The 19587-nt window shown below is 58.7% G+C and carries 14 protein-coding genes and 1 pseudogene; 5 read left to right on the forward strand and 10 right to left on the reverse strand.

What is annotated here, in order from left to right:
- Window positions 1-134 precede the first annotated feature (134 nt).
- Window positions 135-2513, reverse strand: coding sequence for a type VI secretion system Vgr family protein (locus tag PMA3_RS17060; RefSeq protein ID WP_064678272.1), 2379 nt, complete (start codon window positions 2511-2513; stop codon window positions 135-137).
- Window positions 2514-3103: 590 nt separating this feature from the next.
- On the opposite strand from PMA3_RS17060, the gene katG reads away from it, so the two are divergent.
- Both katG and PMA3_RS17070 read left to right on the forward strand, forming a co-directional pair.
- Entirely contained in the window at window positions 3104-5359 is a 2256-nt protein-coding gene (gene katG, locus PMA3_RS17065; protein WP_064678273.1) for a catalase/peroxidase HPI, read from the forward strand.
- A 357-nt stretch (window positions 5360-5716) separates the two neighbouring features.
- Window positions 5717-6733, forward strand: coding sequence for an AbrB family transcriptional regulator (locus PMA3_RS17070; protein WP_064678274.1), 1017 nt, complete (start codon window positions 5717-5719; stop codon window positions 6731-6733).
- 445 nt (window positions 6734-7178) lie between these two features.
- On the opposite strand, the gene PMA3_RS17075 is transcribed toward PMA3_RS17070, so the two are convergent.
- The 5 genes from PMA3_RS17075 to mqo form a co-directional block, all read right to left on the reverse strand.
- Window positions 7179-7490: a DUF6124 family protein gene (locus PMA3_RS17075; protein ID WP_064678275.1), complete on the reverse strand. Its 312-nt coding sequence runs from the start codon at window positions 7488-7490 to the stop codon at window positions 7179-7181.
- 171 nt (window positions 7491-7661) lie between these two features.
- Entirely contained in the window at window positions 7662-8279 is a 618-nt protein-coding gene (locus tag PMA3_RS17080) for a GAD-like domain-containing protein (RefSeq protein ID WP_064680730.1), read from the reverse strand.
- 237 nt (window positions 8280-8516) lie between these two features.
- On the reverse strand, window positions 8517-9134 hold the full coding sequence (locus PMA3_RS30880; RefSeq protein ID WP_082930480.1) for a GAD-like domain-containing protein: 618 nt from the start codon (window positions 9132-9134) through the stop codon (window positions 8517-8519).
- Window positions 9135-9144: 10 nt separating this feature from the next.
- The gene (locus PMA3_RS17090; RefSeq protein WP_064678277.1) at window positions 9145-10500 is read right to left on the reverse strand and encodes a DUF6861 domain-containing protein; all 1356 of its coding nucleotides are present in this window, start codon (window positions 10498-10500) and stop codon (window positions 9145-9147) included.
- Window positions 10501-10889: 389 nt separating this feature from the next.
- Window positions 10890-12548 (reverse strand): malate dehydrogenase (quinone), encoded by a 1659-nt coding sequence (gene mqo, locus PMA3_RS17095; RefSeq protein WP_064678278.1) that lies wholly within the window; start codon window positions 12546-12548, stop codon window positions 10890-10892.
- 384 nt (window positions 12549-12932) lie between these two features.
- Here mqo and ilvD point away from each other — a divergent pair, with 384 nt between their 5' ends.
- Both ilvD and sodC read left to right on the forward strand, forming a co-directional pair.
- Complete coding sequence (gene ilvD, locus PMA3_RS17100; RefSeq protein WP_064678279.1) at window positions 12933-14615, forward strand: dihydroxy-acid dehydratase; 1683 nt, start codon at window positions 12933-12935, stop codon at window positions 14613-14615.
- A gap of 382 nt (window positions 14616-14997) precedes the next feature.
- The gene (sodC, locus tag PMA3_RS17105; RefSeq protein WP_064678280.1) at window positions 14998-15519 is read left to right on the forward strand and encodes a superoxide dismutase family protein; all 522 of its coding nucleotides are present in this window, start codon (window positions 14998-15000) and stop codon (window positions 15517-15519) included.
- Between the two features lie 47 nt (window positions 15520-15566).
- On the opposite strand, the gene PMA3_RS33645 is transcribed toward sodC, so the two are convergent.
- From PMA3_RS33645 to PMA3_RS17120, 4 genes and pseudogenes are all read right to left on the reverse strand, one after another.
- Complete coding sequence (locus tag PMA3_RS33645; protein WP_420848698.1) at window positions 15567-16430, reverse strand: methyl-accepting chemotaxis protein; 864 nt, start codon at window positions 16428-16430, stop codon at window positions 15567-15569.
- Window positions 16425-17180, reverse strand: a pseudogene (locus PMA3_RS33650) (MCP four helix bundle domain-containing protein); the annotation flags it as partial. The pseudogene PMA3_RS33650 and the gene PMA3_RS33645, both read right to left, overlap by 6 nt.
- A 228-nt stretch (window positions 17181-17408) precedes the next feature.
- On the reverse strand, window positions 17409-18176 hold the full coding sequence (locus PMA3_RS17115; protein WP_420848513.1) for a DUF72 domain-containing protein: 768 nt from the start codon (window positions 18174-18176) through the stop codon (window positions 17409-17411).
- A complete protein-coding gene (locus PMA3_RS17120; protein WP_064678282.1) occupies window positions 18173-18604 on the reverse strand; it encodes an HhH-GDP family DNA glycosylase in 432 nt (143 codons plus the stop codon). The genes PMA3_RS17115 and PMA3_RS17120 overlap by 4 nt, the downstream gene beginning before the upstream one ends.
- Before the next feature lie 169 nt (window positions 18605-18773).
- Between PMA3_RS17120 and PMA3_RS17125 the strand changes: the two genes are divergently transcribed.
- Window positions 18774-19205: a nuclear transport factor 2 family protein gene (locus PMA3_RS17125; RefSeq protein ID WP_064680732.1), complete on the forward strand. Its 432-nt coding sequence runs from the start codon at window positions 18774-18776 to the stop codon at window positions 19203-19205.
- Window positions 19206-19587: the final 382 nt, after the last annotated feature.

Consider the following 19587-nt stretch of genomic DNA (forward strand, 5'->3'; position numbering starts at 1 on the left):
ATAAGGCGGGAGCGGGTCGGATGGGAGTCACGGGCGCGGCAGATCGTGAGTGCCGGCCGAACGACGACTCGGTGCCAAACAGCCAAATGAGAAAATCGCGCATAGTGTGCTTCACTCCTTGGGTCTTTTAGGGATCAGGCTGAGAAATCCGAGAGCCCCACGGACTCGGCTTGGTGCTCGGACAGTTGAGCCAGCTGCGGTATTTCCAGCGATTGCCTGGCTGCACCGCTGTAGTCGAAATGCGCCGCCTTGACCTTGTAATCACCTGCCGTTCCCGACTCGATACTGGAGGGGTCGAGGGTGATGTAGCTGCCACCGGCGTTGAGGGTGATTTTCTTCTTGGCGGTGATATGGATTTCGTCTTCGGTACTGGTGATTGCCAGGCCGTGGCGCGCCATCAGTTCGAGTGTGTCGTTTTGCGCTTGCACGCTTACTGGCCCGTGGTTGGCGATCAGTTTGATCCCCAGCTTGCGCACGAACACACTCAACCCCTGCCCCACCCCGATGAACAGGCGCTTGACCACGCTGAGGTCGGCTTCGCCGCCGGCGTTGAGCATCAGGTTGTTTTGCGCGGCCAATTGCAGATGCTTGCCGCTGGTGAGGGCGATGCCCTGGGGCGCGCTGAGGAGTACTACGGCGGCTTTGAGCTCTTCGAGTTGTTGGCGCACGAATGCCAGTTGTGCCTGCACATCCGCGGGATCTGCGTTGGCGGCCTGGGCATTTTCAGAAAGTTGCTGCAGCTGCTCCCCCGCCTGTTGCAGGCGGCCGATGGCCGCGCTCATTTCCAGGACCGGCCCCTGCGCCTTGGCCTGTTCATCGGCACTGATAAACACCCCCTTCCCCGCCCGAATCGACCCCCAGCCATCGGTGCGCAACTCAAACCCTTCACCCCGCCGCTGCTGCTCGGCATCGACCAAATGCCCAAGATTCAGCTGGCTCTTGCCACTGTGCTCGGTACTCAGCTTGACGTGCTCTTTGCCCCTTGTGTCCTCCATCCGCAGCTTGTTGTTGGCCGGCGTGCGCAGCACGTTGCGTTTGTAATTGCGCGCGCGCAGGGTCACGTGGTCGCGGTGCTCGCTGTCGTGCAGGGCGTGGGCGATGTAGGGGCGGTCGGGGTCGCCCTGTTCGAAGGCCACCGCCACTTCGGTGCCGGCGATCAGCGGCAGGTGCAGGCCGTGGGTGTCGCCGGCGTAGGGCCGGGCCAGGCGCAGCCACATGCTTTCCTCGCCGGGTTTCCAGGTGTCGCGGTCGAACAGGAACTGCACGCAGTAGCGCCCTTCAACGTCGATTTCGGCGTAGGGGTCGTGTTTTTGCGGGTTGCTGACCCGGGCCGGGAGGGTGCCGGCGATTTGCGGTTTGGGCTGCAGCGGTGGGCGGAAGCACACGCTTTCCGAATAGGGGATGGCCTGGAACCGGGCTTCGAAGCTGGCGTCGCGGGCGGCGCGGGTGCTGAGGTGGGTGATGACCGTGCCGCGGGCGAAGGCCTGGGGCGCGCCGCCGGTGATTTTCAGCACCTGGCCCGGGGCCAGGGTGGCGCTGCTGCTGGTGCCGCTGAGGCGGGTCTGGTCGTTGAGGTAACGTTCGTGTTGCAGGCGGGCGTAGAAGTAGCCGGTTTCCGGTGGCAGGTCTTCGTAGAATTGATAGCGGTCGCCGAGGGCGGTGTAGGGTTCGGCGTAGTGGTAGGCCTCGCCGTAGGTGGTGGTCGCGCCGCGGGTGTGGTCGATCTCGCCGTCGAGGTGGGCGTAGGCGTCACGGTGCTGGTAGGTGCGGATGTTGACCTGGCGTTCCACCACCTGGTGTTGGGTTTGCAGGGCCCAGACGCCGTCCTGCTCGGTGCTGCTCAGGCCGGCGGGCGAGTGGTACGGCAGCTCGATGCCGGACTGGTAATGCAGCTGATCGTCGTGGAATTCGACGACGTCGAGGTGCAGGCGTTCGTCGCCGGTGAAGCGGTACCAGATGCCGACCTCGGCCAGCAGGCGGGCGATGAAGGCCAGGTCGCTTTCGCCGTATTGCATGACTTGCAGGCGCCTGGGGTAGGTGCGGGTGAGCTTGAAGAAAAAATCCTCGCCGCGGAAATCGTGGCGGCTGCGCAGGATGTGTTCGACGATTTCCGGCACGGACTGGTGTTGGTAGAGGCGGAACTGCTGGCCGCGGGCGAGCAAGGCCAGGCGTGGTTGCAGGGTGATTTCGTAGCGGGCTTCGTCGATGGAGCCGGACAGGCGTTTGAAACCGGTGACCACGCCGTGCAGGGTGCGCAGCGGTTTGATCGGCAGGTCCCGGGTCAGGAAGCTGGGCTTGCGCGGTGGGGCGTGCAGGCTGAAACGGGCGTCGCGATTGAGCAGCTGGTCGGCGGCGATGTCCTGTTCGGTGCAGGTGAATTCGATGACGTAGTGGAAGGGCTGGCTGAGTTGTTCTTCGCCGTGGAAGGCCAGGACGTCGAGGGTGGCGTCGAAGTTGTGGACGCTGAGTTTATGCCGGCTGTGGTCGAAGAAGGTGCGTATGGGGTTGGGCATGGTCAGGCCTTCCTGGTCTGTGGGGGACGGACAGGGAGGCGTTGTGTCCACCCTCGTTCAAGCGCTCGAGAGCTTTTACGATGGCGGCCACGAAGGAAATAGGACGTTTCTGGTGGGTGCGTAGGGCGTTTCTGAGTAATGCCTGGGAGCACGGAGGGAAAAGCGTAAACCGAACGTCTCGAGTGCATTTCCCCCATGCAAGCGAGAGAACGATCATCAGAAAGCCGGGGATAATCAATTGGCAGTCGGGCGGCAGGCCAAGCTAAAAGATTCTGCCTATCACCCCCGAATACTCCACCTATTAGCTGACTCCCGCACTCGGGTCTAACCTTATTCCAGCGCTGGCACTACAAGCTGGCCGGATTAGCGCTGATCAGGAAACACCGAATGAGTCCGAAGCTTGACTAGGGCACCCGTGGGCCACCGCGCAGGCAACTCGATTGCCGCTGTTCAGAATTCCCGTGTGGTCAAGACAATCAGTTGATCAAACTGCTGGCCCTGCCGCCTAAGTCATTGATTTTGCTCGTCGCTATTGCGCGCCCATTCCGGGCCGGATAGCCGGATGAACACGACCTAAAGGTAGCTCACACATGGCAAACGAATCGAAATGCCCGTTCAACCACGCCGCTGGCGGTGGCACGACGAACCGCGACTGGTGGCCGAACCAACTGAATCTGAAGATCCTGCACCAGCACTCGTCCTTGACCGACCCGATGGACGAGGATTTCAACTACGCCGAAGCCTTCAAAAGCCTGGACTTTGCGGCGCTCAAGCAAGACCTGAACGCTCTGATGACCGATTCACAAGAATGGTGGCCGGCGGATTTCGGTCACTACGGGCCCCTCTTCATTCGCATGTCATGGCACGCCGCCGGCACCTATCGCACCGGTGATGGCCGCGGCGGTGCGGGCTCCGGTCAACAGCGCTTCGCGCCACTCAACAGCTGGCCGGACAACGTCAGCCTGGACAAGGCGCGCCGGCTGCTGTGGCCGATCAAGCAAAAATATGGCCGCAATATTTCCTGGGCTGACCTGATCGTCCTGACCGGCAACGTCGCGCTGGAGTCCATGGGCTTCAAGACCTTCGGTTTTTCCGGCGGTCGCAAGGACGTGTGGGAACCGGACGAAGACGTCTACTGGGGTTCGGAAAACAAATGGCTGGGCGGCGACACCCGCTACGGCAAGGAAAACGAGCCCATGCAAGAGCCCGGCGAAGGCCCGCTGGTGGCCGAACCTGGGGAAAACGAGGAGAGCCGCACCGAGCAGGGGCGCAACCTGGAAAACCCTCTCGCGGCGGTGCAGATGGGTTTGATCTACGTCAACCCGGAAGGCCCCGAGGGCAACCCGGATCCGCTCGCCGCGGCGAAGGACATCCGCGAAACCTTCGCCCGCATGGCCATGAATGATGAAGAAACCGTGGCACTGATCGCCGGTGGCCATGCCTTCGGCAAAACCCACGGTGCCGGGCCTGCCGACAATGTCGGCGCCGAACCCGAAGCCGCCGGCCTCGAACAACAGGGCCTGGGCTGGAAGAGCACCTTCGGCACCGGCAAAGGCGGCGACACCATCACCAGCGGCCTGGAAGTGACCTGGACCACCACGCCCACCCGCTGGAGCAACAACTACCTGGAGAACCTGTTCGGTTTCGAGTGGGAACTGAGCAAAAGCCCGGCCGGGGCGAACCAGTGGGTCGCGAAAGACGGCGCCGGCGCCGGCATCATTCCCGATGCCCACGACCCGTCGAAACGGCGCAATCCAACGATGCTGACCACCGACCTGTCGCTGCGCTTCGACCCCATCTATGAACCGATCTCCCGGCGCTACCTGGAGAATCCGGATCAACTGGCCGACGCGTTCGCCCGCGCCTGGTTCAAACTGATCCACCGTGACATGGGTCCACTGTCGCGCTACCTCGGCCCGGAACTGCCCAACGAAGAGCTGCTGTGGCAAGACCCGATTCCAGCGGTCGACCATCCGTTGGTCGACGACAGCGACGTGGCCGCACTCAAGAGCAAACTGCTGGCGTCGGGCCTGACGGTCTCGCAGCTGGTATCAACCGCCTGGGCGGCGGCGTCCACCTTCCGCGGCTCCGACAAACGCGGCGGCGCCAACGGTGGCCGCCTGCGCCTGGCCCCGCAGAAATTCTGGCAGGCCAACCAGCCTGAGCAACTGGCAAACGTGCTGACGAAACTCGAGAGCATCCAAAGCGAGTTCAACAGCGGCGGCAAGAAGATCTCGCTGGCGGACCTGATTGTCCTGGGCGGCAGCGCCGGTATCGAACAGGCGGCGAAAAATGCCGGCCACGACGTCACGGTGCCGTTCACACCAGGACGGATGGACGCCTCGCAAGAGCAGACGGATGTGGAATCCTTCGGTTTCCTCGAACCCATTGCCGATGGTTTCCGCAACTACCTCAAGTCCCGCTACCGCGTGCCCGCCGAGGCCTTACTGATCGACAAGGCACAACAGCTGACACTCAGCGCACCGGAAATGACCGCGCTCCTCGGCGGCCTGCGGGTGTTGAACATCAACGCCGGACAAACCAAGCACGGGGTGTTCACCCAGCAGCCGGAAGCGTTGACCAACGACTTCTTCAAGAACCTGCTGGATATGGGCGTGGAATGGAAGCCGGTCTCGGAGGCTAATGAGGAGTTTGAAGCAAGGGATCGTAAAACCGGTGAAGTGAAGTGGACCGGGACCCGTGTCGATCTGGTCTTCGGTTCGAATTCGCAGCTGCGAGCATTGGCCGAATTCTATGCGAGCAGCGATTCGAAGGAGAAGTTCGTCAAAGACTTCGTTGCAGCCTGGACCAAGGTGATGAACCTGGATCGCTTCGATCTCAAATAATTGAAAGGTACTGCTGAAAACCCGCAACGCCTCCCACTGTGGAGGCGTTGCGCTTTTTGGCTGGCGAGGTCTTGCCCTGCATTGAGCCCGGCGCACTTGACGCTTCAAGCCGTTAAGTGGGACAACGTGCGTGCCCTGAAAAGAACACTCGATGCAAGCGTTCAATGCTTGTAGGAGCGAGCTTGCTCGCGATGGTCGCTAACGATAACGCGTGTTTGCTGGATAACACGCGGTGCTCTGGCGTCCATCGTCAGAATGCCGCCCGGAGCGAGCTTGCTCCTACAATGTCCAGAACTGAACAGCATTACGATGCAAGCGTTGGGTTATTTCAAGAATTAAGGAAGATTCGTCAGCCCCATGAAAACCCTACTCTGCTTGCTGATCGCCATCAGCGTCGGTGTCGCGCTGCAGTACGCCGGCATCCCCCATGGCCTGTTGCTGGGCTCGATACTCGCCACCGCATTGTTCGCCAGCAACCTGCGCTTTTCACCCACCCTGCCCCTCAGTCTTGGCTATGTGCAAATCGTCCTGGGGATCGCAACCGGCCTGATGTTCAAGTCATGGGACAGCCAAACGGCGGCGGCCATGTTGCCCAGCCTGGGGTTCATGCTGCTGGCCCTGGCAGTCCAGAGCGCCGTGGCCGGTTGCTGGCTGCTCAGGGTCTCGGGATGGAACCGCAAGGACAGCCTGCTGGCGGTCTACCCCGGCGCCCTCGCCGCGGTGTTCGACTTGCTCGAGTCCGAACGCGCGTCCGGCAAAGTGATCGTCGTGCACCTGGTCCGCCTGCTGTCGATCACCGTGCTGGTCAGTTTTTGCATTCCCGCGCAGACCAGCGCGGTTATTGCCCAGAGCAGTCCGTTGGTCACGGGTACGGCATTGAGCCTGCTGTCGCTGATCGCCTTGAGCATGGTGCTCGGCCGATTGCTGCTGCGCGTCGGCGTCCCCGCCCCCTTCATGCTCACCGCGATTGTCGTCACCGGCGTCTACATCAAGATGGGTTATCTGCAGGCCTTCCACATGCCGCAATGGAGTGTCGACAGTGCCGTTGTCCTGCTGGGTGTGTTGATTGGCTCGAAGTTCAAGGACATCCCGCTGACGGAACTCATGCGCCACGGCCGTGCCGGGCTGATGTCCGTATCACTCATGCTGCTGATCGCAGCGGCCTTTGCCGTGATGGCCGGGCGGGTGCTGGACAGCGATCCCTTCACGTTGTGGTTGGCGTACATGCCTGGCGCCATCGAGACCATCACACTCGTCGCCTTCAGTGGCGGGTTGAACGTGGTGTTCATCCTGACTCATCATCTGGTGCGGATGGTGGTGCTGCACTTTGCGCCAGCCTTGCTTATTCAGGCGCGGCGCTGGCGGGAGGTTTGAACGGTGGCGGCACTGCGGGAAGGACTAAACGGGAGAGATAGTGGCAAGGGCGCCGATCAAAATGGTCAACACCAGAAATCCACCGAGGAAAAATGCCATCTTGCCCATGGGGCCTCCTACGTTATGAGTTTGCGGTGCAGTAGCTGACGACACTGCGAACCGTGCTGTCATTGTGAGCCGTGGACGCTGTGCATTACAGCAGCAGATGGCGCAGGAAAATACGGATCAGATTCCTCCAAGCTCGATGACACCCTAAACATCGCTGCCGCACCCGGCCCCTGTGGGAGCGTGGCTTGCCCGCGATGGCGTCCTGATGGCTGGCCTGGCTCTCCAGTCCGCACGCAATCCAACTGTAGGAGCTGGCTTGCCAGCGAAGGCGTCCTGGCAGCCAACCTATCCATATCGACCTTACTCTTCTCCCTGTATATACAGTCTTGAACCTCACCTACTCCTGCGGATCAACCTGATCCAACACCCGATTCACCGACAACTCCGCCAATGAAATCATCTGCTGAATCGCCAATGCCAGATTACATTTCGGACCTTCAAGGATAAACGCCAACTCACTGGCCATGACACTGGCTGAAGCAAGGGTTTCACAGGCGTGAACCAGGAGCGTCTCGCTATTTACGGTGGGGACAATGGTGAAGATGGGGTTGGGACGACGCTCGGCCATGGCTGGCTTGCGAGATGGAGACTCTGGATCGAATTTTGGCGACTCGGTTGTATGGGATGGCTTAGCGTTGTCGTTGAGCATCTGGAACTCCGATGGATGGGGTTCCTATGAGAAATACGGGCTACCACACCCGGTCGCTGCCTTGGCAGCGACGGCGGAAGATTAGCGAGGGGGCTTCCGAGAGGCAAGCCTATTGGCTTGTAGGAAATCTCCGAGACATTCGTGCCATCACTTTGCGGCAGCTATGATGTTTCAAATTTTCGGAAAATCCCAGTCGGTAAGTGGCGACAGTTGAGACAAAAACTCCAAGTATTCTATCGTTTTGACCTTTTCAACATGCTCTAAATCTATCGATCCACCGAGAGCCAAAGCAGGCACCAGCCCATACATTTCGTCAGCTTTAAGTTCGCCTAACTTCTCCACAGCCGGTTTAAACAAAAGATCCAAGTCGTTATAATCGGGATCCATGGATGAAAAAAACACACGCACCCCAAAATCAAGTTTCTCACCTGTAAAAATGGAGACACGGGTGGAGAAACGTGCCATATAAGCAGCGATCGTCACGCAATACCCGCTTTTTTCTCCCCACACATAAAGATCACCAAATGCACCACGTGCAATAACATAGTAGTTATCTTGGTGATAAAGTTCTGTATCAACCAACCACTGCGCCAGTACGGCTTCGTACTCCTGAGGGTTGACCGTCCAAAACAACCCGTCCCCGTATCCGCACCACCCAAACTCTTTCCAATACTCGATCAATTGTCCGGGAAGTTTGTTTTCATACCGAGCCACGCTCGATTCCGAAACTTCCTGGCGTGTGGTTGGAGCGCCGAACTGTTTGATAAAAAAAGCATAATCTTCGTCCAAAGCCAACCCCCTATTTTCATCTTTTAAGGTTTGCACACATTTTTGTTGCGCTGCGAATAGCCTCAAAAAAAACGGGTCAGAAAAAACGGGGTCGTAGAAAAAACTTGGCAGATTTATTTTAGACGTCGTCTAACGCCTTAATAAATCCGCCGCCTCTTAGGTCAATGCTAGTACTAGCGCCGGCCATGAACATCTTTGAGTTGGCTAAGTGAAAAGGCGATCAAGTCAGTATCACAATCAAATATCAGGAAAACCCCAATCTCGAAGTGGGGACAACTGAGATAAAAATTCGAGGTGCTCGACTGTATTAACTTTCCGTAGATTATCCAGTTCTATCGATCCACCAAGCGCTAAAGCAGGTACGAGTCCATACATCTCATCAGGCTTGAGTCTCCCGAGCTTTCTGACTGCTGGTACGAACATCTCTCCAAAATCGTTGGATCCAGCATTCATGGCCGAGAAGAAAACCTTCACTCCAAAATCGAGTTGCGAACCGGTGAATCTGGAGTCGCGAAAGGTATAGCGTGCCATCGGGCATGAGATAGTCAGGCAATACCCGCTTGTTTCTCCCCATACGTAAAGCACACCAAAAGCGCTGCGGGCGATTACGTGATAACAGTCTCGATCGTAAAACTCAGTGTCGGCTAACCAGTAGCTCAGCAGCGGCTCATAATCCTGAGGATTGACAATCCAGAAAATACCATCTGTATATCCGCCCCAACCATACTCCATCCAGTATTCAAGTAATTGATCTGGAAGTTTATGCCGATATCGAGCAATGGTCGACTCTGGAACTTCTCGACGTTCAATTTGAGTTCCAAATTCTTCAACAAAAAGTGCAAAATATTCGTCCACTGCCAACCCCCTATTTGCATCTTTCAAGTTTAGCATTAACCTTTATCGTGCTGCGCAATGTTTCTGGCACGTCATTGGCAGCAGCATCCAGGCTACTTATTCTACTGGGCCATTGGGACCCGAGGCTCGAGTTGATTCGTCGGTCTCCAAAGTCACTGATAATATCCTTTCCTCCTGCAAACAGATCGGGATTATGCAAAGCGGCCAGCGTTTCCATTTTTTTAGAGGTCAGTTCTCTGGCTGAAATCCTTGCATTTTTTGGGGCTACTCCCTCAGCCACCAGATCGCCAAATAATTTGGTTTCAATATCAAGACTAAGCATTTTGCGAGCATCCGCAGCAATCTTCGGATCCCTCAAAACGTTCTTCGTCGTAAACGCCTCCCGTCCCCTCAAGAACTCGTCCACGCTCAAATCATTCAACCCTCTTTCCTGCCCCGCCAACTGCCGATCAAACTCCGGAATCTTCTCAGTATGCTTCTTGCTTACGTTGAAGCATGGCACCTTGTGCTCCGCCATGCCCAACGGTTTTTTTGGTGAAGGATTTTCTGGTTGGCGACGTGTGGGCAGTGGCGCTTCCAGTGGGGCGAGCGCGCCCTTTTGATGTTTCGGTTGTTGCAGGTCCGGATGTTTTTTTAGTGCTTCTTCATGCTTGAGCATCCACTGCCCCAGTCGCGCACCTTTGGAGCTTGCTCGCATCTGACTGGCAAGAACGTGGGCATTACCTCGCCCTCGCATGAGGTACTCAACGATTGCTCCCAGCAAGAGGATGACGACTTCCTCATGTCCCCGTGCGATGTGCTGGGAGGCCCGGTCTATGGCAAAAGGATCATCATGGCTGTAGGGATTTAATCCCTCATCGCCCTGTGTCCCTCTCCACGCGATGTTGATGCCATCCAGGTAGTACTCGCCAATGCGCGGCACGCCCTCGACGAAAAACTCGGCAACGGAAACCAGGCCGAGTGCTCCCAGTATCCAGGTGCTGACTTGCAAGCCCATTGCAGCGCCAGCCATCCCCAACGGGATGGCGCCCGCGCCTCCTGCAAACGCGCCTACGCCGGCACCCATTGCGCCGCCTGCCAGGACACTGCCGGCAACGATCATTGCCATTTGATTAACGACGCTGATCAGTTCGTTCAGGACGCTGGCGATGTCGAGGTCTTGGAAGCGTTGCCTCAAGGAATTGGCGGCCTCCCACTCTGCTCGAGTGAACGCCGTCCTGATGCCGTGGATTCGCCGAATACTCAGGCTTATGGAGGACTTGTATTCATTGAGGTGAATACGGGAGTGTCCTCCCTGATAGCCCATGTTGTGAGTTATCCGATCTTCTATTTCAAACCATGTGGGCACGATGTTCCAAAGCGCCATTCTGTGTCTTCCTGACAAGGACGAAGTACTGGCGAAGCTGATGGCCACAGACATGAACCTGGTATCAAACAGCGCGGAAACTTCTAATCATTCACCTTATATCAAACGGTTTTCTTAAAACAATAAAACCTGGAAAAATCTCAAGGGCCATTTTTGAACAAAGGAAGTTTCACACGCTAAACTTCACGACATCTGTAGGAAGTATCTTACTTGCACAGCCTGACACCTGAATTCAGTATTTTATTGTTATTACATCGCATCCAGATGTGAAAATTTATGCATGGGCCGGCAACTGCTATTCAGATGCTTCAAATATCAAAAAAACTAACACCCACAAAAAAGCCCGCTGACCATCACCGGTTCAGCGGGCTTTCAAACAGCTTTTCTACTTACAAAGCCATATCACTAGCAGCATTCTCTTTCACAGCCTTCGGCTGTTCAGCGGCAGCAGGAACAGCAGGCACAGCAGGAACTGCAGCCTGACCAATCACCGGCGGCGGAGTCAGCTCCAACACCTTGGCGGTATAAGCCCACTCCTCAGCCACCTTCTCAGGGCTACCATTCAACTGCGTGCCATAACTCGGCACGATCTGATGCAACTTCTCCTGCCAAGCCGGGGAAGCGACCTTATCCTTGAACACCTTCTGCAGCACAGTCAGCATGATCGGCGCAGCCGTCGAAGCGCCCGGCGACGCACCCAGCAGACCGGCAATGCTGCCGTCCTGCGAAGCGACGATCTCGGTGCCCAGCTTCAGCACGCCACCGGCGGCTTCGTCACGCTTGATGATCTGCACGCGCTGGCCGGCTTGCCACAGGCGCCAGTCTTCGGCCTTGGCGTTCGGGAAGTATTCCTTCAGGGCGTCGAGGCGGTCTTCGTCCGACAGCATCAGTTGGCCGGCGAGGTACTCGACCAGCGGGTATTCCTTGATGCCGACCTTGGTCATTGGCCACACGTTGTGGGTGGTGGTGGTGCTCAGCAGGTCCAGGTACGAGCCTTCCTTGAGGAACTTGGTGCTGAAGGTCGCGAATGGGCCAAACAGGATGACGCGCTTGCCGTCCAGGACACGGGTGTCCAGGTGCGGGACCGACATCGGCGGTGCGCCAACCGAGGCTTTGCCGTAGGCCTTGGCCAGGTGTTGCTCGGCGAGGGTCGGGTTTTCGGTGACGAGGAACGAGCCGCCTACCGGGAAGCCTGCGTATTCCTTGGCTTCAGGAATGCCGGACTTCTGCAGCAGATGCAGGGCACCGCCGCCGGCGCCGATGAACACGAACTTGGCGTCGGTTTCGGATTTTTTGCCGTCCTTGAGGTTTTTGTAGCTGACGCGCCAGCTGCCGTCTTCGTTCCGGGTGATGTCCTGCACTTCGCTGGACAGTTTCAGGTCGAATTTCGGCGTGGTTTGCAGGTGCGCAACGAACTGGCGGGTGATTTCGCCGAAGTTGACGTCGGTACCGATCGGGGACCAGGTGGCGGCGATTTTCTGGTTCGGGTCACGCCCTTCCATCATCAGCGGCACCCACTTCTTGATCACCGCCGGGTCTTCGGAGTACTGCATGCCGGCGAACAGCGGGCTCGCTTGCAGGGCTTCGTAGCGCTTTTTCAGGAACTTGATGTTGTCGTCGCCCCACACAAAGCTCATGTGCGGCGTGGAGTTGATGAACGAACGCGGGTTTTTCAGCACGCCTTGCTGGACCTGCCAGGCCCAGAACTGACGGGAGATCTGGAAAGCTTCGTTGATTTCAACGGCTTTCGGGATCTGCACGTTGCCCTTGTCGTCTTCCGGGGTGTAGTTCAGCTCGGCCAGGGCTGAGTGACCGGTGCCGGCGTTGTTCCAGCCGTTGGAGCTTTCCTGGGCGACGCCGTCGAGACGCTCGATCATTTCCATCGAGGTGCCGGGTTCCAGCTCGTTGAGCCACACACCCAGGGTCGCGCTCATGATCCCGCCGCCAATCAGCAGCACGTCGACCTTCTTTGCCTCTTCCGCCTGAACGGACGTGATCCCCATCGACAAAGCGAGCCCCAGCAGGGCTGTGTTCATTTTTTTAAACATCTGTTGCACCTATGATAAAACGCCATCCGCCCTTCCATCCCCATGCATCAGGCCCCTGGTTCACGGCAGGCAGGCAGCCTGGCGTGGGTTCCCGCACAAGGATTGGAGGGTGGGCACACAAGGCCGACGTGATCCATCGACCCCAGTTTATATGTCCCTGCTGAACTGACTTCTTATCATTATTGGCCTCAGCTTCTTGAGCGACAGTGATTCTGTTGGCGCGTCTGGAGGACACGCAAACTGAATAGGTCAAAGCAAGTTAGTGCGAAGAATATCACGACATGGCAAACCCGCGCGTCTGTTCCCTGTTCGATGGTCCGGGCACGGGCGCCGCACGCCACTATACTGATGCTGATTTTTCTGTTGAGCCGGTGAGGAACTGTCATGAGCGATAAGGTCGATTTGCGCAAATACTCCTCTCAAGTGGTGGACGGTGTGGAACGTGCACCCGGGCGCTCCATGCTGCGCGCCGTGGGCTTCACCGACGAGGACTTCAAGAAGCCGCAGATCGGCATCGCCTCGACCTGGGCGATGGTCACGCCGTGCAACATGCACATCGACAAGCTGGCGATCGAAGCGGAAAAAGGCGCGAATGCCGCCGGCGCCAAGGGCGTGATCTTCAACACCATCACCATTTCCGACGGCATCGCCAACGGCACCGAGGGCATGAAATATTCCCTGGTGTCGCGGGAGGTGATTGCCGATTCCATCGAAGTCGTCGCCGGTTGCGAGGGCTTTGACGGACTGGTGACCGTAGGTGGCTGCGACAAGAACATGCCAGGCTGCCTGATCGGCATGGCGCGGCTCAATCGCCCTTCCATCTTCGTCTATGGCGGCACCATCCGCCCCGGTGCCGGCCACACCGACATCATTTCGGTGTTCGAAGCGGTCGGCCAGAATGCCCGGGGCGATATCAACGAGATCCAGGTCAAGCAGATCGAGGAAGTGGCGATTCCCGGACCCGGTTCCTGCGGCGGTATGTACACGGCCAACACCATGGCCTCGGCCATCGAGGCGCTGGGCATGAGCCTGCCCGGTTCCAGCTCCCAGGACGCGGTGGGCAGCGACAAGGCCTCGGACAGTTTCCGCGCCGGCCAGCAGGTGATGGAGCTGCTCAAGCTGGACCTCAAGCCCCGGGACATCATGACCCGCAAGGCCTTTGAAAACGCGATTCGGGTGGTAATCGCCCTCGCCGGCTCGACCAATGCGGTGCTGCACCTGTTGGCCATGGCCCATGCGGTGGATGTGGAGCTGACCCTGGATGATTTCGTCGAGCTGGGCAAGGTGTCACCGGTAGTGGCCGACCTGCGCCCCAGCGGCAAGTACATGATGAGCGAACTGGTGGCCATCGGCGGCATCCAGCCGTTGATGAAGCGCATGCTGGCTGCCGGCATGCTGCATGGCGATGTGCTGACGGTCACTGGCAAGACCCTGGCGGAGAACCTGGAAAACGTGCCTGACTATCCCGAAGGCCAGGACGTGATCCTGCCCTTCGACCAGCCGGTGAAGAAGGACTCGCACCTGGTAGTGCTGCGCGGCAACCTGTCGCCCACTGGCGCGGTCGCCAAGATCACCGGCAAGGAGGGCCTGCGTTTTGAAGGCACCGCTCGGGTGTATCACGGTGAGGAAGGCGCGCTGGCGGGCATTCTCAACGGCGAAGTCAAGGCCGGCGACGTGATCGTGATCCGCTACGAAGGCCCCAAGGGCGGACCCGGCATGCGCGAAATGCTCTCGCCGACATCGGCGGTGATGGGCAAGGGCCTGGGCAAGGATGTGGCGCTGATTACCGACGGCCGTTTCTCCGGTGGTTCGCACGGCTTCGTGGTGGGGCATATCACCCCCGAAGCGTTCGAAGGCGGGCCGATTGCGCTGATCGAAGACGGCGACAGGATCACGATCGATGCTGAAACCCGGCAGATCATGGTCGATGTGTCCGACGCCGAGCTGGCCGAGCGCAAGACCCGCTGGGTGCGGCCGGAATCGAAGTACAAGCGCGGGGTGTTGGCCAAGTATGCGAAGACCGTGTCCAGTGCTTCGGAAGGCGCTGTGACGGATAAGTATCTATAGGAAGGTACTTCGTCAGGACTGACGCCTTCGTCGGAACGCCGCCCGGAACAGGCTCGCTCCCACATTGGGGTCTCGGGGCGCTCACAATTCCGTGTCCACCCAAGCCCCCCCTGTGGGAGCGAGCTTGCTCGCGAAGAGGCCCTCATAAACAATACAAAAACCACTAGGCGTCGCAGCCCTTCCCCCTCCCCCGGTCGCCCTTCAAAGCTTCTCGTAACAAATACACCCGCAATCCCGTAAAACTTCTGAATTCCCCCCCGACTCTCACTCTTACGCTGGCAAACCTCCCTGCATCGTCAAACTGCATTTCATCGGCAGTTAATGCCCTCAGGTTATGAGTTCGCCTCGCAAAAACCCTCACCCCCCCTTTCAGGAATCGCCTATGAAACGCTCCATGTGGTTTGGATTGATCGCTACGCTGGCAACCGGCACGGCACACGCAGCTTCCCAGGAAGTGCCCATGAATCTGGTGAGCGCCGAGGGGGTGCCAAAGGCCATCGGCACGATAACGGTCAACGAGACGCCCTATGGCCTGTTGTTCACGCCGAATCTCAAATCCCTGCCAGCGGGCATGCACGGTTTTCATGTGCACGAAAACGGCAGCTGCGAAGCCGGCATGAAGGATGGGGTCAAAGGTGCCGCGCTGGCGGCCGGGGGACATCTGGACCCGCAGAAAACCGGCAAGCACCTGGGCCCATATGCCGACGGGCACCTGGGGGATCTGCCGGCGGTCTACGTGACAGCCGATGGCATCGCCAACTATCCGGTACTGGCGCCGCGCCTCAAGACGCTCTCGCAAATCAAAGGGCACGCGCTGATGATCCACGCCGGCGCCGATAATCATTCGGACATGCCAAAACCCTTGGGCGGTGGCGGCGATCGTGTGGCGTGCGGTGTGATCTGACCCCACGCCATCGCTGTTGGTGCCTGCGATCTTCCAGCGACGCTACCTCAAAGCCGAAACCGATCCACCGATTGCGACAGCCTGCCCGCCAAGGTGGACAGTTCATCGGTGGTCGACGCCGTGCGGCCGATGACCTGGCTGTTGCCCTCGGACATACCGGCGATCATTTCCACTTGATGGGCGATTTCGTTGCTGGCCAGGCTCTGTTCACCAATGGTGCGGGTGATGTCGTTGACCAGTTGCGTGGTACTCAGCGTAGCGTCGAGGATTTCGCGGATGGCGCGTTCGACCTCGGCGGTGACTGCCATGCCTTTATCGACCTGGGCCACGCCCTCTTCCATGCTGGTCACCGCCTCACGGGTGCTGAGCTGGATTCGCGCGACCATGGCGGCAATTTCCTGGGTGGAGGCGCTGGTACGTCCCGCCAGGCTGCGCACTTCGTCGGCCACCACGGCAAAACCCCGGCCCTGTTCGCCGGCGCGAGCGGCCTCGATGGCGGCGTTCAGCGCCAGCAGGTTGGTTTGATCGGCAATGCCCTTGATCACCTGGATGATGCTGAAGATCGCTTCGGACTCCTTGTCCAGCGTGCGGATCACCTGGGCCGATTGCTGCGCCGAACGGGCGATGCCGTCCATGTCGTTGACCACCTGATGGATCACCCGCCCACCGTCCTTGGCCAGGGACTCCGCCTGGTTGGCCATGTTCAGCGCCCGCTCGGCATGGCGGGTGATTTCCTCGATGCTGGCGGTCATCTCGCTGGCGGCCGCCGCCATGGTGCTGGCCGCGGCGCTTTGCTGCTGGCTGCTGCCGGCGACCTCGTGACAGCCGTTGCTCAATTGTTGGCTCATACCGCTCACACCATGGGCGTTGCTGCGAACCGCCTCGATCATGCCGCGCAGGTCGCGTTGCATGGTCGCCAGGCTACGAATCAGCGCACTGGCTTCGTCGTTGCGGGTGGGCTCGACAATAGGTTCGCTCAAGTTGCCATGGGCGATGCTGTCGGCAATGCGGCTGGCGGTGTGCAACGGCCCCATGATACTCAGGATCACCCAGCGGCCTTGGAGGAGCAGCAATAGCAGGCTGGCGATAAGCATGCCGCCAATGGCGAACCTGGCGTTGCTGATGGCTTGCGCGGTACCGGCGCTGGTCTGTTGGGTGTCGGTTTCGATCAGCTCGCTGAGCGCGGCCATCTGGTCTTCGAGCTGGCTGAACGCAGCATTGAAGCTGCCCAGTTCTTTTTGTGCGGCATCGGGATTGGCCAGCGCCAGGCCGACGATGCGTTCGGCGGCGTTGATGTAGGTATCCAGGCTCGGCTTGACCTTGTCCAGGCCGGCCTTGAGGGTGGCGTGTACCGGCAGCTTGAGGTTTTCACCGAGCACTTCACGAAAGTGTGCCGCATGTTCCTCGATGGAACTGCGCACCTCGGTGGCGCTGCTGGTGCTTTTGCCCAACCCGACCAGCATCGCGGCGAGCACGTCGGCGCGTAACGCGTCGTGCATCATGTCGGCTTCCAGGTGATTGCGCAGCGCGGTCATGCTGACCTCATTGTCGTTCACCGCCTGCGCCATCTGGGTGTTCCCCAGGTAGCTGACCAGGCTCATGATCAAGGCGGTGAGCAGGCCCGTGCCAATCAACAACAGCAATCTTATTTTTATCGACACGTTGTGGGTCCCCAGTCAGATGGATAAAGCCCTGCGCGCAGGACTTCTCTGAACGGGTTATCGACTGTGCCGGGCGCTAATTGAGGGCTATTTCCATACGCTCGTTTGTTTTAATACATGCGGTTGTCATCGACTGTTTTTTCGCGTCTCGCGCACAGGAAAACCAACAACAGGCACACAACACCTTCAGGAGCCTGGCTCGCCAGCGATGGGTCCACACGCCCCGGCCTAATGCCCTGCTTGCCACAGCCCGGCCTCGCGACCTAGAAGTGCTTGCAGGGTCAGCGCGTTGGCCAGCGCAAACCCGCTGGCGGTGTTATCAAAGATGCACCAGCGGGTCGCGCCCGCCTGCATCGGGTTTTGCACCTGCCGCGCCAACGCCTCCAATCGACTCAGGTCGTAGTCGCTGTGATAAATGCGCGGCGAGCCGTGCCAGCGCCAGTATTGAATCCCCGACCACCCGCCCGGGGTATCGCCCCCACTGATGCGCGATGGGTCGGCAGCGACCTGCCCTATTCGCAACTCGACCAACAGGGCTTGCGCGTTCAGCCAGCTCTCATGCCGCGGTTCAAGCACCACCGGCCCGGCATAACGTTGCCGCAGCGCCAAGAAAAACCCTGCGGCAACGCTTTCGTCGTAATCCAGCGATGGTGGCAACTGCACCAGCAGGCAACCCAAGGCATCACCCAGCGCCGTGCACTCGGACAAAAACGCGTCCAGCAACAGTTCGCAGCCCTGCAAGCGCTGAACGTGGGTGATGAGTTTGGGCACTTTGACCGAAAACCGGAACGTCGCCGGTACCGACTGCGCCCAGCGCCAATAGGTCTGCGACCGATGCGGGCGATAAAAAGAGCTGTTGATTTCAACGGCCGAGAGTTGCGAGGCGTAACGCTGCAGATGTGTGCCGTCCTCTGGAAACTTCGGCCAGTGTTCTCGCGGCAGGCTCCAACCGGCGCATCCGACGTACACCGACGGGATTTGATTCACCTGGTTCAATAGAGCACCGCCGCGGCATCGCGCATGAAAATCTCCAGGGTCTTGGGCCCTACCCCGTCGAACTCGAGCAAGCGCTTTTCGAAGGCTTGGCGATCGGCGCTGGCGGCCTGAATCTGGCCAATCTTGCCGGCGTATTCCTCGCTGAGTTTTTTACACAGGTTCAACAGGCGCGTCGCGGTGGTCTCGTCGTAGCGCACGTAATGAGCTTCGCCCAGCATCGAAACCAATTGCTGATGGGTACAGCCACCCAGCTTGCGCGCGGTATCACGCCCGTGTTTTTCAACGATCACGCGGTAGGCCTGGGCGGCGATTTCAGCCTGGATACGCTTGCCCATCAGGAAGCTGGCGATAAACCATTTGAACAAGGCGCTTTCGTCTGCATGTTGCAGATGGATACCGAGATCGCTGGCACTGATCGATTTGTTCATTTCAGGCGTTCCTCTCTCAAGGCCGGCACCATCACGGGCTTCCTAACCTTCGAGAAAAGCGCGCCCTGCAAGTTCGTTTTTTCCGCGACTCGTGCTAGGTTGTACGATGACTGATGAGTCACATTTAATGACCGTCGCTCCCGACAACCACAACAACAAGGAACCACCCATGAAACGAACCAGATTGCTGATTGTTTTTCTGTGCCTCTTCACTGGCTACGTAACGGCAGCCCCGTCCCCGGGCGAGAACGAGGTCGCGCGAGCCGTCGACCACCTGACGCAAGCCATGCTGAAAAAGAACATTCCCGAACTGCAAGCACTGACCGCCGAGAACCTCACCTACGGGCACTCCAGCGGAAAAATCCAGGACAAGAAAGCATTCATCGCCGATATCGAAACCGGCAAAAGCGCGTTCAAGACCCTGGAAATGCAAAATCAGACCATCACCCTGTCCGGCGATGTAGCGCTGGTTCGTCACCACTTCTCGGCCCAGGCCCTCAAGGGCAGCGAAGTGATTCCAACGGAAATCGAGAACTTCCAGATCTGGCAGAAACAGAAAGGCCAATGGTTGCTGGTTGGTCGACAGGCTTTCCGTTTCTGATTGGCGATCGATGAAGGGGGACGCGTTATTTGAGACGCGTTCCCTTCTTCATTTCAAAATATGAAGCTTCTTCATGACGACACCTGAAAACCGTTGAACATTGCCCCTGGGGCGCAACCACGAAAAAGCCCGCACAAGGCGGGCTTAGTGAGTGAAAGTTGAGTAGGCGGCCAGCGCTGGTCTCTGGCTTACAAGGTTTATCAGGACTCTGACAGAAGCGTTTTGTGCGCTTCTGCTTCACACGGCATAAGGGCTGGATCTCAGCGCGGAGATCTTTCTAACCGTGTACCCTTCGGAACGCGCCCCACGTTTCCTCGCTATCCGCTTTGCGCATCAGTCTGCGTTTTCACCTACAACTTCAGAGTAGCAAAGAAGCCCGGGG

Origin of the sequence: Pseudomonas silesiensis, from assembly GCF_001661075.1 — a bacterium.
Classification (GTDB): Bacteria; Pseudomonadota; Gammaproteobacteria; order Pseudomonadales; family Pseudomonadaceae; genus Aquipseudomonas; species Aquipseudomonas silesiensis.

Coding starts and splice junctions, on each gene's coding strand:
- PMA3_RS17060 (WP_064678272.1), bottom strand. CDS start 2,513: ATGCCCAACCCCATACGCACCTTCTTCGACCACAGCCGGCATAAACTC.
- katG (WP_064678273.1), top strand. CDS start 3,104: ATGGCAAACGAATCGAAATGCCCGTTCAACCACGCCGCTGGCGGTGGC.
- PMA3_RS17070 (WP_064678274.1), top strand. CDS start 5,717: ATGAAAACCCTACTCTGCTTGCTGATCGCCATCAGCGTCGGTGTCGCG.
- PMA3_RS17075 (WP_064678275.1), bottom strand. CDS start 7,490: ATGCTCAACGACAACGCTAAGCCATCCCATACAACCGAGTCGCCAAAA.
- PMA3_RS17090 (WP_064678277.1), bottom strand. CDS start 10,500: ATGGCGCTTTGGAACATCGTGCCCACATGGTTTGAAATAGAAGATCGG.
- mqo (WP_064678278.1), bottom strand. CDS start 12,548: ATGTTTAAAAAAATGAACACAGCCCTGCTGGGGCTCGCTTTGTCGATG.
- ilvD (WP_064678279.1), top strand. CDS start 12,933: ATGAGCGATAAGGTCGATTTGCGCAAATACTCCTCTCAAGTGGTGGAC.
- sodC (WP_064678280.1), top strand. CDS start 14,998: ATGAAACGCTCCATGTGGTTTGGATTGATCGCTACGCTGGCAACCGGC.
- PMA3_RS33645 (WP_420848698.1), bottom strand. CDS start 16,430: ATGCAACGCGACCTGCGCGGCATGATCGAGGCGGTTCGCAGCAACGCC.
- PMA3_RS17120 (WP_064678282.1), bottom strand. CDS start 18,604: ATGAACAAATCGATCAGTGCCAGCGATCTCGGTATCCATCTGCAACAT.
- PMA3_RS17125 (WP_064680732.1), top strand. CDS start 18,774: ATGAAACGAACCAGATTGCTGATTGTTTTTCTGTGCCTCTTCACTGGC.